At 49.1% G+C, this 15,093-nt stretch carries 11 protein-coding genes; all 11 read left to right on the forward strand.

Features of this window, described 5'->3' with window-relative positions; all coding sequences use genetic code 11:
• The first annotated feature begins 301 nt into the window (after positions 1-301).
• The 11 genes from KT99_RS09295 to KT99_RS09345 all read left to right on the forward strand — a co-directional run bounded on the left by KT99_RS09295 (position 302) and on the right by KT99_RS09345 (position 15,090).
• Positions 302-1,351, forward strand: a complete 1,050-nt coding sequence (locus KT99_RS09295; RefSeq protein WP_005499320.1) for a rod shape-determining protein — start codon at positions 302-304, stop codon at positions 1,349-1,351.
• Between the two features lie 131 nt (positions 1,352-1,482).
• Positions 1,483-2,379, forward strand: coding sequence for a rod shape-determining protein MreC (gene mreC / locus KT99_RS09300; protein WP_005499321.1), 897 nt, complete (start codon positions 1,483-1,485; stop codon positions 2,377-2,379).
• Entirely contained in the window at positions 2,376-2,864 is a 489-nt protein-coding gene (gene mreD, locus KT99_RS09305) for a rod shape-determining protein MreD (RefSeq protein WP_005499323.1), read from the forward strand. The genes mreC and mreD overlap by 4 nt, the downstream gene beginning before the upstream one ends.
• A 2-nt stretch (positions 2,865-2,866) precedes the next feature.
• Positions 2,867-3,463, forward strand: a complete 597-nt coding sequence (locus KT99_RS09310; RefSeq protein WP_005499325.1) for a Maf family protein — start codon at positions 2,867-2,869, stop codon at positions 3,461-3,463.
• A 92-nt stretch (positions 3,464-3,555) separates the two neighbouring features.
• Positions 3,556-5,022, forward strand: coding sequence for a ribonuclease G (gene rng, locus KT99_RS09315; RefSeq protein ID WP_005499327.1), 1,467 nt, complete (start codon positions 3,556-3,558; stop codon positions 5,020-5,022).
• Positions 5,022-9,053 carry a YhdP family protein gene (locus KT99_RS09320; RefSeq protein ID WP_005499329.1) on the forward strand — a complete coding sequence of 1,344 codons (4,032 nt, stop codon included), beginning with the start codon at positions 5,022-5,024 and terminating at the stop codon, positions 9,051-9,053. Before rng ends, KT99_RS09320 begins: the two co-directional genes overlap by 1 nt.
• On the forward strand, positions 9,022-9,870 hold the full coding sequence (locus KT99_RS09325) for a carbon-nitrogen hydrolase family protein (RefSeq protein ID WP_005499332.1): 849 nt from the start codon (positions 9,022-9,024) through the stop codon (positions 9,868-9,870). The genes KT99_RS09320 and KT99_RS09325 overlap by 32 nt, the downstream gene beginning before the upstream one ends.
• Before the next feature lie 51 nt (positions 9,871-9,921).
• A complete protein-coding gene (tldD, locus tag KT99_RS09330) occupies positions 9,922-11,373 on the forward strand; it encodes a metalloprotease TldD (RefSeq protein WP_005499334.1) in 1,452 nt (483 codons plus the stop codon).
• Between the two features lie 127 nt (positions 11,374-11,500).
• Entirely contained in the window at positions 11,501-12,916 is a 1,416-nt protein-coding gene (locus tag KT99_RS09335) for a TolC family protein (protein WP_050774344.1), read from the forward strand.
• Entirely contained in the window at positions 12,906-13,877 is a 972-nt protein-coding gene (locus KT99_RS09340) for an HlyD family secretion protein (RefSeq protein ID WP_005499336.1), read from the forward strand. Before KT99_RS09335 ends, KT99_RS09340 begins: the two co-directional genes overlap by 11 nt.
• 13 nt (positions 13,878-13,890) lie before the next feature.
• Entirely contained in the window at positions 13,891-15,090 is a 1,200-nt protein-coding gene (locus KT99_RS09345; protein ID WP_005499337.1) for an ABC transporter permease, read from the forward strand.
• The last annotated feature ends 3 nt before the right edge of the window (positions 15,091-15,093 follow it).

A 15,093-nucleotide genomic window follows, 5' to 3' on the forward strand; every position in this document is an offset into this window, starting at 1 on the left:
GTCATGACAAGGTGATCTACTGGCGGGAAGTTAATTAGTGTTAGATTAGGACTATGCTAAAGAGCGGCTTCGAGAGATTAGCCAACTCATTGGTGTACTCGAAAGCCTTCTTGGTGACATTAGCAGGGGATGTCCATCCTCTCAGGACAAAGCCCCACTTACATCTACTTTTTCTATGATATTTAAAAATAAAGCGCTTGATTAGCAAATGTTAACCTCATCGCCCTTGTGTCATAGGGGTGTCGTTGTTAAAGTTAGCTGATTTTTTATTTTTCGGACTCGACTGAGACAGGCTGGTTACATGTTCAAGAAGCTGCGTGGCATTTTTTCTAACGATCTTTCGATCGATTTGGGTACGGCTAACACCTTAATTTACGTTCGTGATGAAGGGATCGTACTTAACGAACCTTCGGTTGTGGCGATTCGTACTGAGCGAGGCAATGGCGGACAGAAGTCCGTGGCGGCTGTAGGTACAGAAGCTAAGCAGATGTTGGGGCGTACTCCGGGTAATATCCAGGCGATACGTCCGATGAAAGACGGCGTGATTGCCGACTTTTATGTGACTGAGAAGATGTTGCAGCATTTTATCAAGCAAGTGCACAAAAACAGTTTTTTCCGCCCAAGCCCTAGAGTATTGGTTTGTGTGCCTGTTGGTGCGACACAGGTCGAACGTCGTGCGATTCGTGAATCTGCTATGGGCGCTGGCGCTCGTGAAGTGTACTTGATCGAAGAGCCTATGGCTGCTGCGATAGGTGCGGGTCTTCCTGTTTCTGAAGCAACCGGTTCTATGGTTGTCGATATCGGTGGTGGTACTACCGAAGTGGCCATCATCTCACTCAACGGTGTGGTGTATGCCTCTTCTGTTCGCATCGGTGGTGACAAGTTTGATGATGCAATCATCAACTATGTGCGTCGCAATTACGGTAGCCTGATCGGCGAAGCTACTGCCGAACGCATCAAGCACACCATAGGCACCGCATATCCGGGTGATGAAGTATTAGAGATAGAAGTGCGCGGCCGTAATTTAGCCGAAGGCGTACCTCGTAGCTTTACCCTGAACAGCAACGAAATATTAGAAGCATTGCAAGAGCCATTGTCTGGCATTGTCAGTGCTGTGATGGCTGCACTAGAGCAGTCTCCACCAGAATTAGCCTCAGATATCGCTGAGCGTGGCATGGTATTAACAGGTGGTGGTGCATTAATCCGCGATCTGGATCGTTTGCTCATGCAAGAAACGGGTATTCCGGTCATGGTTGCCGATGACCCATTAACCTGTGTTGCTCGAGGTGGTGGTAAGGCGCTAGAGATGATCGATATGCATGGCGGCGATCTCTTCTCCGAAGAAACCTAATTAGGTCGAATAAGGCGGTGTTAAACCGCCTTTTTTCTGTCGCTCATTATCGCCATAGGGTATAAAGCCTGATTTTGTTTTTATGATCCAATGAATACTAGTTAGTATTTCGTAACCATTTATAGTTTTTTATGAAGCCCATTTTTGCGCGTGGTATTTCAAACCAGTTTAGATTAACACTGGCTATTATCTTGTCGGTGATCCTTATTGTGGCCAACGGCCGACTCGATCCTGTTCGTCAATCTATCTCTTCTGTTCTAAGCCCACTTCAATACGTTGCCAATGTTCCCGGAGCTTTGCTTGATTGGTCTGCCGAGCATCTTGCGACTCGCGACATGCTCGCTAAACAAAACAAGGCGCTATTGCGTCAACAGCTGCTGATGAGTGAGCGTTTGCAGCGTTTCGAGCATCTAAGACAGGAAAATGATCGCCTGCGTGGTTTGCTGGGCTCTCCCGTACACATGGATTCCAAGAAAGTCGTTGCCGAGGTGATGGAAGTCGCCAGCGATCCTTATCATCAATATGTTGTGTTAAACCAAGGGGCGAGAACCGGCGTGTTTGTTGGTCAGCCTGTGGTGGATGCACAGGGCGTCGTAGGCCAAGTCGTGCAAATTAGCGAGTTAACCAGCCGAGTGCTGCTTATCTCTGATGTCACTCACGGTATACCTGTGCGTATCACACGTAATGATGTGCGCCTGGTGGTGAATGGCACAGGTGTTCTCGATGAGTTGGAACTTAAATTCGTGTCAAAGAGCACTGATATTCGTGTCGGTGATCTGCTGGTTTCCTCCGGGCTAGGTAATCGTTTTCCCGAAGGCTATCCTGTGGCTCGTGTGATGAAAGTGATTAAAGATAATGGCCAGAGCTACGCCACAGTTACGGCTCAACCATTGGCAGCATTAGATCGTATTCGATATTTGCTGCTTATTTGGCCCGATGAACTGGAACACCGCCAAGATCATAATGACATTCCTGTAGCAGAATCTAATGATGTTAAGCCTGAAGCTAAGCAAGAGGTAAGCGAATGAGCATGCATATTGCCAATGGCCGTTGGGTGGTGTGGTTAAGCCTTCTCGGAGCCATGTTATTACAGATCATGCCCTTGCCGGACATAGTCGAAGCTTGGCGTCCCGACTGGTTATTACTGGTTATCATCTATTGGGCTATGGCGTTACCCCACAGGTACAATATTTTATCAGCCTTTGCACTAGGGGTGATGTTAGATATCTTGCTGGGAGCTCACTTAGGTATTCGGGCGTTATCTATGTCATTAGTCGTCTACGTGGTTGTACTTCATTTTCAGCGCCTGCGCAATTTCCCTATATGGCAGCAGGCATTGATGATTTCAAGTTTAGTCTGCCTGCATCATCTGGTGGTGTTTTGGGTCCAGTTTGTGCTGTCGACAGTGACATTCGATGAGAGCCTGTTTTTACCCGCTATTTCCAGTCTGATTATCTGGCCTTGGGTGTTTTGGATGTTACGTCGCTTACGACGTTTATATAAGGTGAGATAGTAATGGCGTTTTCCGGTCCACTCATACTGGCTTCGGCCTCCCCGCGTAGAAAAGAGATTCTGACTCAGTTAGGTTTTTCACGTGCCGACTTTAGTTTTACGACCCTGACGGCGGATATAGATGAGAGTCATATATCCGCAGAGACGCCTCAAGTGTTCGTGTCTCGCCTGGCAGTAGAAAAGGCTCTAGCCGGGCTGAATTTGTGCGGAGTCGAGGGAACCCCAGTGGTACTTGGATCAGATACCATAGTGGTACTAGGTGATAAGATTTTAGGTAAACCCGTCGATGAGGCCGATGCCCTGAAGATACTCTCCCAGCTATCGGGTGAGGTTCATAGTGTCATGACGGCTGTCGCGTTAACGGATGGCAGCAAGACAGTGATGCGTCTGGTTGAGACCAAGGTACAATTTTGCCGGTTAACCGAGCAGGATATTTTGGCCTATATCGCTACTGGCGAACCCATGGATAAAGCTGGAGCTTATGGTATCCAAGCCTTAGGTGGCAGCTTTGTCGAGCGCATAGATGGCAGTTATTCTGCTGTAGTGGGCTTGCCTATGGTAGAGACCCGAGAACTGCTGCAAGAGATGAACATTTTATAACGTTATCTAGGCCCTAGAGCCTGGAAACTGCAACCCTAATAAAAGTGAGTGTAAATATGAGTCGCATAGTCAAAAACAGAGTACAGAGAAAGATGGGTTCTGAGCTATTGATCAATGTGACTCCCACGGAAGCCCGAGTCGCCTTGGTTGAACATGGCGTGTTGCAGGAAGTCCATATCGAGAGGCGAATGAAACGCGGCCTAGTGGGCAATATTTACAAGGGCAAGGTGAGTCGTGTCTTGCCGGGGATGCAGGCGGCATTTGTGGATATCGGCCTGGATAAGGCGGCCTTCTTGCATGCCTCTGATATCGTGCCTCACACCGAGTGTGTTGCCGATGTCGAGAAGGGTAATTTCGTGGTACGCGATATCGCTCAGCTGGTAAGGCAAGGGCAAGATATTATGGTGCAGGTGGTGAAAGATCCCTTAGGTACTAAAGGCGCTCGCCTGACTACGGATATCACCTTACCCTCTCGCTACCTGGTATTTATGCCTGGGTCGAGTCATATCGGGGTTTCTCAGCGTATCGAGTCTGAAGAGGTTCGTGCCCGTTTGAAAGGCTTAACTCAGCCTTTCGTCGACGAAGATGGCGGCTTTATCATTCGCACCGCGGCAGAGAGTGCCGGTGAGCAAGAGCTGGTCCAGGATGCGGCATTTCTTCGCCGGGTGTGGGCCAAGGTCTGTGAGCGACGTAAGCGTCCTGGTGTGTCTCTGCTATATCAAGATCTGGCACTGCCAGTGCGTATCGTGCGTGATTTCGTCGGCACCGAGCTGGATCAAATTCAGGTCGATTCGAGCAAGACTTTCGATGAGCTGCTGGCATTCAGCCAAGAATTTATGCCTGAGATTGCCGATAAGATTGTGCATTATTCAGGCCCTGTACCTATTTTCGATCTCTATGATGTTGAAAATGAAGTGCAGCGAGCATTGGGGCGCAAAGTTGAATTGAAATCGGGTGGCTACCTGATCATAGATCAGACCGAAGCCATGACGACGGTGGATATCAACACAGGTGCTTTCGTCGGCCATCGAAATCTCGAAGATACCATCTTCAATACCAACCTCGAAGCGACTCAAGCCATCGCACGTCAGTTGAGGCTGCGTAATCTTGGCGGTATCATCATCATAGATTTTATCGACATGTTAGATGCTGAGCATCAAAAACGTGTGCTTAATAGCCTAGAACTGGCATTATCTCTGGATAGGGTTAAAACTAATATTAGTGGTTTCTCTGGTTTAGGCTTAGTGGAGATGACTCGTAAGCGTACTCGAGAGAGTTTAGAGCATGTCTTGTGTGGAGAGTGCCCGGTATGTTTAGGCACTGGGAGCCTGAAGACGGTTGAGACTGTGTCTTATGAGATCTTCAGAGAGATCATCAGACTCAACCGCAGCTATGATGCTGACGAGTTTTTAGTGTACTGCTCGCCTGCGGTTCATAGCAGTTTGACGGGTGAAGAGAGCCATCTAGTCGCCGAGCTCGGCGTCTATATTGGTAAACGAGTTAAGCTTAAAAATGAGCCTATGTATGCGCAAAATAAGTTCGATGTGGTAATAATCTAGTGTCTGGTAAATTTTGTCTCCGAAAGTTCAGCCGGCTTTGCTGGCAAATATTAGCGATCATTCTGGTGTTATTTGCACTGGTGGTGAGCCTATTTCGTGGACTCTTACCTCAGCTCGATGAAGTTCGAACTGAGTTAGTAAAATATGTCGAACAACAATACCAGGTTCGGGTCAATGTTGGCCTGCTGAGCGCCGAATGGCAGGCTTTCGGACCTGCCTTAACGATAAGCAAACTCGTCATCCCTCCCCAAGATCGCCTGCCATTTACCTTAGTGGTGAGCGATGTCCATATTAAATTGGATTTCTGGGAAAGCCTGTTCACGGCATCACCACAAATCGAGAATGTGATCTTCGATGGTGTCCAGGTTGCCCTCGACTTAGATAAGCTCAATGAGACCGACGACACCGCGAGTGTTCAAGAGATGGATACCGACTGGTTGTATCGCCTCTTATTAGAGCAGTTGGAGCGTTTCTCGATTAAACAGGCTAGCTTGCAACTTCTGAGCAAGAAAAATAATTACCGCCCCATATTTGTCAAAGATCTCAAATGGTCTAACTCTCCAAATCGTCATCGTGGTCAAGGTAAACTCTATCTCGATGAAGATGCGTCACAGGTGGAGTTATTGTCACTGCAAATCGATATTCATGGTAGCGGTAATAAGCCAGACGGGCTTAAGGGACAAGTCTATTTAGCCGCGCAATCATTAGACTTAGGGGCGTGGGCTTCGAGACAGAAAAATCCTTACGATGATAAGGCTAAGCTGGAGTTAGAGGGAGTTCTTAATCTTCAAGCCTGGATGAATTTAGCCAACCGTACGGTTGAATCCAGTATCATCGAATTTTCTCCTAGTTGGCTCGAGTGGGATCTCAATGATCAAAAGCAACATTTCGAGATCAAGGCTGGCCAACTCGAGTGGTTGCCTACACCAACCGGTTGGCGTTTCACCAGTCATGACCTCGCTTTCGAGTCTAATCAACAAGCTTGGCCTGAGTTTAACTTCGTTGCCGAGATGCGAGAGCAGGGCTTATTCACTTATCTTAATCGACTCGATACTGGCTTACTATTACCCCTGTTGCCCCTAGTGCCGGGAATGGAGTTAGCAGGCCTGAAAAACTGGCAGAATCTGAACCCAAAAGGCGCAATCGAGTCTATCAAATTGACTAAACTGAAGGATCAGGCTCCTCAGCTGTCTTTATCCGTAAAGCAATTAACTTGGTCACAAGATGGCGGGATCCCGGCTAGCGACCCCATAGATTTTCAACTCGGCTGGGGAAATGAGTCGATCTATATCTCGGCGCCGAAGCAAGACTACCGATTAGATTTTGGCAGCGACTTGAAACAGCCCTTGTCTCTCTCGGGGGAAGCCTTCGAGGCTAAGTATGATCTCGCCGCTCAGGCGATATTGGTTCCTCAGCTGAAGATGAGTAATCAGGACATAGCTATCGATGCTGCCATGAAGTTAGAGCTGGGGGAGCAAGTCCATTTGGCTTTACTGTCAACCTTCAAGGTTAATGATGTCGTCGAGGTAGGTAATTACCTGCCACTGGACGGTATGAGTCAAGGTCTGATCGATTACCTCAAGGTCGGATTAGTCGCAGGACGTATTCAAGACGGTGTAGTGGTTTGGAACGGCGCCTTAAGTGATTACCCCTATCTGAATCATTCCGGAGTATTCAAAGCCAATTTTACTCTGGAAGATGCAGAGTTTAAGTTCCAGCCCGATTGGCCAGCCGTGACCAACTTGAATCTAATGGCGCAGATTGAAAATGAAGCTATGGCACTCACCATCCAGCGAGGTCATTTATTAGATGTGGTTGTCGATGGCGCTAGGGTGAGTATTCCTCAGTTAGGCGCGAGGTCATTACTGCACGTTAAGGCTAATCTGCAGACTTCAGGCAAGGCCGCGACCCGAGTCATTCAGGCCTCTCCACTGGTGGGTTCTGTTGGGGAGACCTTAGCCGTGATACAGATAAATGGTGATGTGTCGGCGTCATTGGAACTCACCATCCCTCTGTATGAGGCAGGGGCTGGTGAGTTTGTGAAAGCAGATATTCGTGGTTTAATCACTTTCGATAAAACGCCGGTTTATATCACAGAGCCGGGTGTATTACTCGATCAGGTGACCGGCCAGGTGAGTTTCGTTAACGACATCGTTAACGGGGAGGATATTTCTGCCTTACTGTATCAACAACCCATCTCTTTGACATTCGATACGGGTAATGTCGGCAGGAATTATGGCCTCAATCTGGATATGAAGGGGGCATGGTCACTAGCAGACTTACCTGAAGAGCTAAACAATCCATTGCAAGATTTCTATTCCGGAGATGTTAGCTGGAAGGGGGCTATGACCTTAGTTTTCGATCCATCTGGCTATCGTATACAGGCTCAGGTCGAGACAGATTTAGTCGGTGCCGAGCTGGATCTGCCTGCGCCGTTTACCAAGGCGAAAGATGAGTCAAGAAAGCTGACGGTCGAGCTGATTGGCGATAATAAGCAATCGTCTCTAGGCATTAAGTTAGGCAAGCAGATGGAGTTCTGGGGAGAATTCGATCAAGAGTCGGGTCATCGCCTCGCTCATTATGATCTACTCTTGGGCCGCTTATTTAAACTCGGAGATCAACTGAAAAAAAATCAGGGGCATCTGCAGTTAGACATAGAGCATACTGAATTAGCCCCTTGGCTAGCCATCATCAATAAGTTTACCGCCGGGGATAAGGTGGTGAGTGACGCGACTGGACTTACTGGCGTCGAACCAGGCTCAGAAGTTGCGCATGCAGCAGCTGAAGAGACGAGTAGACAGGCATCGTTTTTCCCGCCATTGATAAGCCTGGATGCAGACATTGCCGACTTTAACTTAATGGGACAAACCTTATCCGATCTAAAAATGACAGCCTATCCCACCCCAGACAGTTGGCGTTTCGAGGCGAGTTCGAATGAGTTTGACGGTAGAATCGATTTTTATCCGGACTGGGCGACCCAGGGACTCAAATTGGTCGCGACTAAGTTCCATCTTGCGCCCAATGTTAAGGCTCAGGAAAATGCTGACTTTAAAACCGATACCGTGTTGGATAACCTGCCTCCTCTAGCCGTGGATGTGGATGACTTTTCTTTCTACGGCAGTTCTCTCGGGCACCTGGTTTTGCAAGGATCTCCTAAGGGAAATAGCTATCAAATTCAGACACTGTCGCTGACCACTCCTGAGGTCAAGTTGCGGGGCAAAGGCGTTTGGCAGAATGACAATAATGAGAACTTAACTCAATTCAATGTGAAATTAACCGCGACAAAATTTGATGCTATATCGGCAATTGTCGGCATGGATCCAGGTTTAAAAGATGCACCGGTCGAGGTCGATGCTGAGATATCATGGCAAGGCGCGCCATATCAGTTCTCGCTAGAGAGCCTCAATGGCTTGGTGAATTTCGAGTTAGGCAAGGGACATCTGTCCGAAGTCAGCGATAAAGGTGCCAGAATCTTCTCCCTGTTTAGTCTGGATTCCTTACTGAGAAAGCTGTCTCTGGATTTTTCAGATGTATTTGGCAAAGGCTTATATTTTAATTCCTTTACCGGCACTCTGAATATTGATAATGGTGTGGTTAAAACCCATGATACCGAGATGGACGCGGTAGCGGGGGATATGAAGGTCAGAGGCTATACGGACCTGATGACGGAAAGCCTGAACTATGATATTCGATTCGTGCCTCAATTAGCATCGAGTGTGCCTACGGTTGTTCTCTTGACCACAGGTGGCTGGACATTCGGCCTAGGTGCGCTCGCGCTAACTAAGGTATTAGAGCCGGTGATCGAAGTAATTACTGAGCTAAGATTTCAGCTAACAGGTACCATGGCTGAACCTAAATTAGAAGAGATAGGACGTAAGAGTAAAGAGATAGAGATCCCTGAATCTGTGCTGCCTAGTGTTAAAGAGCCTCAGCCAGATGAAAGGCATCAGCCAGACGAAAAGTCTCAGCAAAATGAGCGTATAGATAAGGAGCCAGAAGATGCAGATCAACCTACTTCAGTGCCAAAGTAGCCAAGACGTATGCAAGAATCTGCAGTATATCGAGTCGCAGCTTAGTCAACTTCCCAGAGTTGCAGGTGAAGCGCAACTCGTCGTTCTGCCTGAATGCTGCCTGCTGTTTGGTGGTCACGAAAACCAGCAACTCGAGTATGCCGGCGATAGCCAATCGAATCCTTTTAAAACGTCACTCGCAGATCTGGCGCGTCGTTATGATATCTACCTGGTGGCGGGGAGTATTCCCGTTGCCGTCGGTGATGGCCGAGTCTATAACCGTACCTATCTATTCGATAACCAAGGTCAGGTCTTGGGTGAATACGATAAAATACACCTGTTTGACGTCGATGTTGCCGATGGGACTAAGGAGTATCGTGAGAGCGATACCTTCTGCGCCGGAGATAAAATTAGTGTAATCGACACTCCCTTTGGTAAGTTAGGCTTAGCAATATGTTACGATCTGCGTTTTCCGGATCTATTCAGAGCCATGAGATTAGCCGGAGCCGAACTGATTGCCCTACCGGCAGCCTTCACTAAGGTGACGGGAGAGGCCCATTGGCAAACCTTGATCCAGGCCAGAGCGATTGAGAATCAGTGTTTTATTCTCGCGGCGGCTCAGTGGGGACAGCATAACCCGGGTGGCCGGGAAACCTGGGGTCAGAGTATGGTTGTTGACCCATGGGGACGAATTAATGCCCAGAAGATGACCGGTTGTGGCTGGGTCCAGTCGAAGCTGGATAGAGATGAAATGATAAAGATTAGGCAGCAGATGCCAATAGCCAGTAATAACCGCTTTGCTGAGCCAAAGTTACAACACAAAGATGCTAACCCATAGAAAGTAGATGTCAGTGTCTTATAAAAATTATGCACAAAGAGAGAGTGATTAATGCCATTTTTAACCCAAGTTGAGCAGAGCCTTTTACAAGATGAACTATCGCTGGATGACCTGCAGGGTTATCTCAAGCTAATCCATCAACATGATATTGACTTTTCTGATCTCTATTTTCAGAGTAGCCGTCATGAGTCTTGGGTATTAGAAGATGGCATAGTGAAAGAGGGCAGCTTTCATATCGAGAGAGGTGTTGGGGTCCGGGCTATTACAGGTGAGAAAACTGGCTTTGCCTATGCCGATGAGATCACTCATGCGGCACTAACCGCATCGTCCGAGGCGGCTCGCAGTATTGCAGCCCATGGCGGCGAGAGTGCTTCGGTACAAGCCTGGAAGCGCAGAGAGATGAAGGCCCTGTACCAGAGTGACGATCCAATCGCGGCGATGGAAGAGGTTAAGAAGATCGCACTGCTTAAGCAGGCAGATGCTTATATTCGTAGTCTAGATAGCCGTATTATTCAAGTGGTCATCAGCCTATCGGGTGTCCACGAAGAGATACTTATTGTGGCGAGTGATGGTACCTTGGCGGCTGATATTCGCCCACTGGTTCGTTTTAATTGTAGCGTGATCCTGGAAGAAAATGGCAAACGCGAACGCGGTGCCAGTGGTGGTGGCGGACGTCATGATTATCAGGTGATGATGGAGACGGATGATGCGGGTCTGCCGGTTTGTTTCGAGTTCGCTCGTGAGGCGGTGAGACAAGCCGTGGTTAACTTGACCGCGATAGATGCACCGGCTGGTGAAATGCCGGTGATCTTAGGTCCTGGCTGGCCAGGAGTGTTACTTCATGAAGCGGTTGGTCATGGGTTAGAAGGTGATTTCAACCGTAAGGGCAGCAGTGCATTCAGTGGTAAGCTCGGCCAGCAGGTTGCTTCTAAGCTGGTGACTGTGGTCGATGACGGCACCATGGTAAACCGACGCGGCTCTTTGAGCGTCGATGATGAAGGTGTGCAGACTCAGAAGACTGTGCTGATCCAAGATGGGATCTTGAAAGGCTATATGCAGGATAAATTAAATGCGCGCCTCATGGGTGTGCAGTCAACGGGTAATGGGCGCCGTGAATCTTATGCGCACTTGCCTATGCCGAGAATGACCAACACTTATATGGAAGCCGGCGAGTCGGATCCGGCTGAGATGATTAAGTCCGTTAAGAATGGCATCTACGCGCCTAACTTCGGTGGTGGTCAGGTCGACATTACTTCCGGTAAGTTTGTGTTTTCGGCTTCGGAAGCCTATTTGATTGAGAATGGCGAAGTGACCCAGGCGATTAAAGGCGCCACCCTTATCGGCAATGGCCCGGAAGCCATGAAACAGATATCTATGGTGGGTAACGATCTGGCATTAGACCAGGGTGTTGGCGTCTGTGGTAAGGATGGTCAGAGTATTCCCGTCGGCGTTGGCCAACCAACACTCAAGATAGATAAATTAACCGTAGGTGGAACGGCATAAGAAAAAATGATCAGGAGCTAGGCTTGTAGGTTTAGCTCCTTCTATTCAACTTCAATGAATGCTAAGATTGTTCAAGAAATTAGAGTAAACACTCTAGGTTGTACACACCAAGGTGCAGAGGAAAGGGATGAAGTTTTCAAGGTTAGCTCTAGTGTCGTTGTTGGCATTGGGCTCTTTTACTGCACAGGCATCGAACCTGAGCTTCGAACAAGCCTGGAAGCAGCTGCTTACCGTCAGCGATAAACTACAGGCCAGCGCACAGGAAGTACGACGTGCCGAGGCCGAGCATGAAGCGGGGAAAGATCTCAACCTTCCCTCTATTAGTCTCAATGGCAGCTACACCAGATTAGAGCAGCCTATCGAGATGGATCTGAGGGATCTTAATCCTTTGGCATCTATGGATCACGCTGCGCTGCCACCTGCACTGGGTGGGGCCCTGGCAGCGATCCCTGGCACCATGTTTATTACTCCCTTTACCGAGCAAGATATCTTTCGCTCCAGCCTTCAGGCCATGTGGCCCATCTATACTGGCGGTAAAATCACTGCGACCCAAGCCATTCATGCGGCGCATGTGACTGAGAAAGAGCAGCAGTTGCAACTGACCACCCGAGATCTCTTTATTCAACTGGTGGATCGTTATTACGGCGTAGCAGTGAGTCAAGCCATGGCCCGCACTAGAGGCGAGCTTGTGACCTCTCTTGAGGAACATGCAGAGCATGCGGTTAAGCTGGAAGAGCAAGGTCAGATAGCGAAGGTTGAGCGACTAAATGCTCAAGTTGCACTAGAGAATGCCAAGGTCAACTTTGCCCGCGCCAGGCGTCAGGCCGAGATGGCGGAAATAGCCCTGTCGCGCATGCTACATGAACGGGAAGTGACCCCTATCTCCGAGCTATTTATGCTCGATGATGCTCCCTCACTGCCCCGATTAAGTCAGCTAACTCTGGCACAACATCCGGCATTGAAGCTACTCGAGGCCAAAGAGGCTCAGGCACAGGGGCTGGTGGATGTTGAGAAAGGTCAGTATTTACCGACGGTTTTTCTCTACGGTAACTACACACTCTATGAAGACGACAGTTTGTTTTCCAAGATGGAGCCGGACTGGATGTTAGGCGTGGGCGTTAAGATCCCCTTGTTGAGCAGGGATGGACGTAGCGGCAAAGTAGAGGCGGCTAAGAGTGCTCTGCTGCAAGCGCGTTATACCAAGGCGCAGACTCAGCAAGATCTCAGCTTGTTGCTGGAACAAAGCTATCGTCAACTGCTACAGGCTCAAGAAGAGGTACAGTCTTTAGACTTATCACTGAGTCTGGCAACAGAGAATAAACGTCTGCGGGATCTGGCCTTTCGTCAGGGATTATCCACTTCCATCGAGAAGGTAGACGCAGAGCTTAAGCTCACAGGTGTTGAGATGCAGCAACTGGGTGCCGAGTACCGTTATGTTCAGGCTTATGCCCGTTTGATGGCAGTCAGTGGTCAACTGGATGAATTTTTAGGTCGCAGCAGTATTGAGACTAGCGCGATGCAGGAGAGTAAGAATGCAGGCTAATCGTATAATCGCAGTGGTTGCCCTGGTGGGTTTAGTGGGGGCATTGGGCTATGGGCTTAAACTGGCCTATACCCCGAGAGTCGTCTATCTGCAGGGGCAGATAGAGGCGAGAGAATACAATATCTCCTCCAAGGTTCCCGGGCGTGTCGAGCAGGTACTGGTGAGACGTGGCGATAGGGTAGAGGTCGGCGATCTCTTGTTTGCCATCGACAGCCCAGAACTTCATGCCAAGTTGATGCAGGCGGAAGGCGGCAGAGATGCGGCTCAGGCGATGCAGTTAGAAGTCAATAGCGGCGCGCGTAAGCAGCAGGTAATGCTCTCTCGTGAGCAGTGGCTGAAAGCGAGGGCGGGAGCCACATTAGCCAAGACCACCTACGAGCGGGTAGAAAACCTGTTTGTCGAAGGCGTACTCGCTAGACAGAAACGTGATGAAGCCTTTACTCAGTATCAGGCGGCCAAATACACAGAGCAGGCAGCCTTAGCCATGTATCAGATGGCTCAAGAGGGGGCGAGGGTAGAGACCAAGGCTGCCGCAGCGGGTAATACTCGTATGGCCGAAGGTGCAGTTGACGAAATCAATGCCATCTTGGCAGATAGCCAGATGCGTGCACCTAAGTCCGGTGAGATAAGCGAAGTGTTACTGCAACCCGGTGAACTCGCTCCTAGCGGTTTCCCTGTGGTCAGCTTGATAGATATGCAAGATGCTTGGGCCGTATTTCAAGTCAGAGAAGATCAGCTTAAGTTGTTCTCTAAAGGGCAGAAGTTGATGCTGACTCTGCCGGCTCTCGAGCGTGAGTTCGAATTTACTGTGTCCCATATCAGTGTGATGGGTGATTTTGCGACTTGGCGTTCGACTGAGAGTGGTCATGATTTCGACATGCGTACCTTCGAGGTGGAGCTGCGGCCTAATTCAGACATTAAAGATCTAAGGGTCGGCATGTCGGCGATTTTAACTCGTTAAGCCTGAGATTATCATGAACAGCTTAGTGGCCCTTATTCGTCGTGAGATCCAGGAACTGTGGAACTCGCCCTGGCAGCTCGCCCTAGTTAGCTATATCCCCATCTTGAGCATACTCTGTTTATGGTGGCTGTTCAGTGCGGGATTACCGAGACAGTTACCTGTGGCCGTAGTCGATTCAGACCATAGCCAATTGAGCCGTATGTTAACGCGTAAATTGCAGGCCAACCCAGTTGTCGCTCCGCAGAATTTTGTCGACTTATCCTCGGCAGTAACCGCCATGAAACAGTCCCAAGTATATGGCATCGTGGTGCTTCCCTATGGGCTGCAACGGGATCTTATAACGGGTCATAGTCCGGTCATTGATGTTCGCTATAACAGTCAGTTCTTGCTGGTGGGTAAACTCTTATCCAGCCAGATTCAACTCACATTAGGCTCGGGACTTCTCGAGGTCGCAGGCGTTAAACAACTGCTTCAAGGCGTGCCTAAGTCTCAGGTCGCATCGCATTTGAGTCCGGTGACCAGCCAGACCACGGCACTGTTTAATCGCAATAATAACTATGTGAGTTTCCTTGTGCCACCTGTGCTAGTTGCCCTTTGGCAATTACTGGCCATGCTCACTTTTTCCAACAGCTTAAGTCGGGAGTTAACCCCTGAAGGGTGCTTCGCTGCAGAGAGCGGTATCTGGCCCAGAGTGTGGGCCAAGATTGCCGTGTTTACGCCGATTTTACTCATGCACGGTGGCTTCATTCTGGCCCTGCTATATCAGTATTTGGCCCTGCCAGTGGCGGGAAGTTTATCCTTATTAATTTTGGCGCAACTGGCAATGTTATTGGCGGTCTGGCTGCTGGTCTTGCTGGTCTTTTTCATCATGCGAGACAGTGCCCGTATGGTGAGTTTCGGTACCGCATTATTCGCGCCGGCATTTGCGTTTATGGGGATCACATTTCCCGTGCATGAGATGCCCATGCTCGCCCAGTGGTGGCGTCTAATTATGCCGTCCAGTCACTATGTGGACTCACATATCAGCATCGTCAGTTATGGTGTGGGTTGGGAGACTATTGCCCTGCAGCTTACTAGTTATTGGGGCTTCCTATGCATAATACCGGTACTTTTTTGGCTATCACGCCGCATTGAAAAAGCCGCGGACGCCGAGTCCAATCGGCAGGTGATAGACGCAGATCTAGCATCGAAAAACTCAGTGGCGGATCTGTGATGA

This window comes from Shewanella benthica KT99 (genome assembly GCF_000172075.1).
Taxonomy (GTDB): Bacteria; Pseudomonadota; Gammaproteobacteria; order Enterobacterales; family Shewanellaceae; genus Shewanella; species Shewanella benthica_A.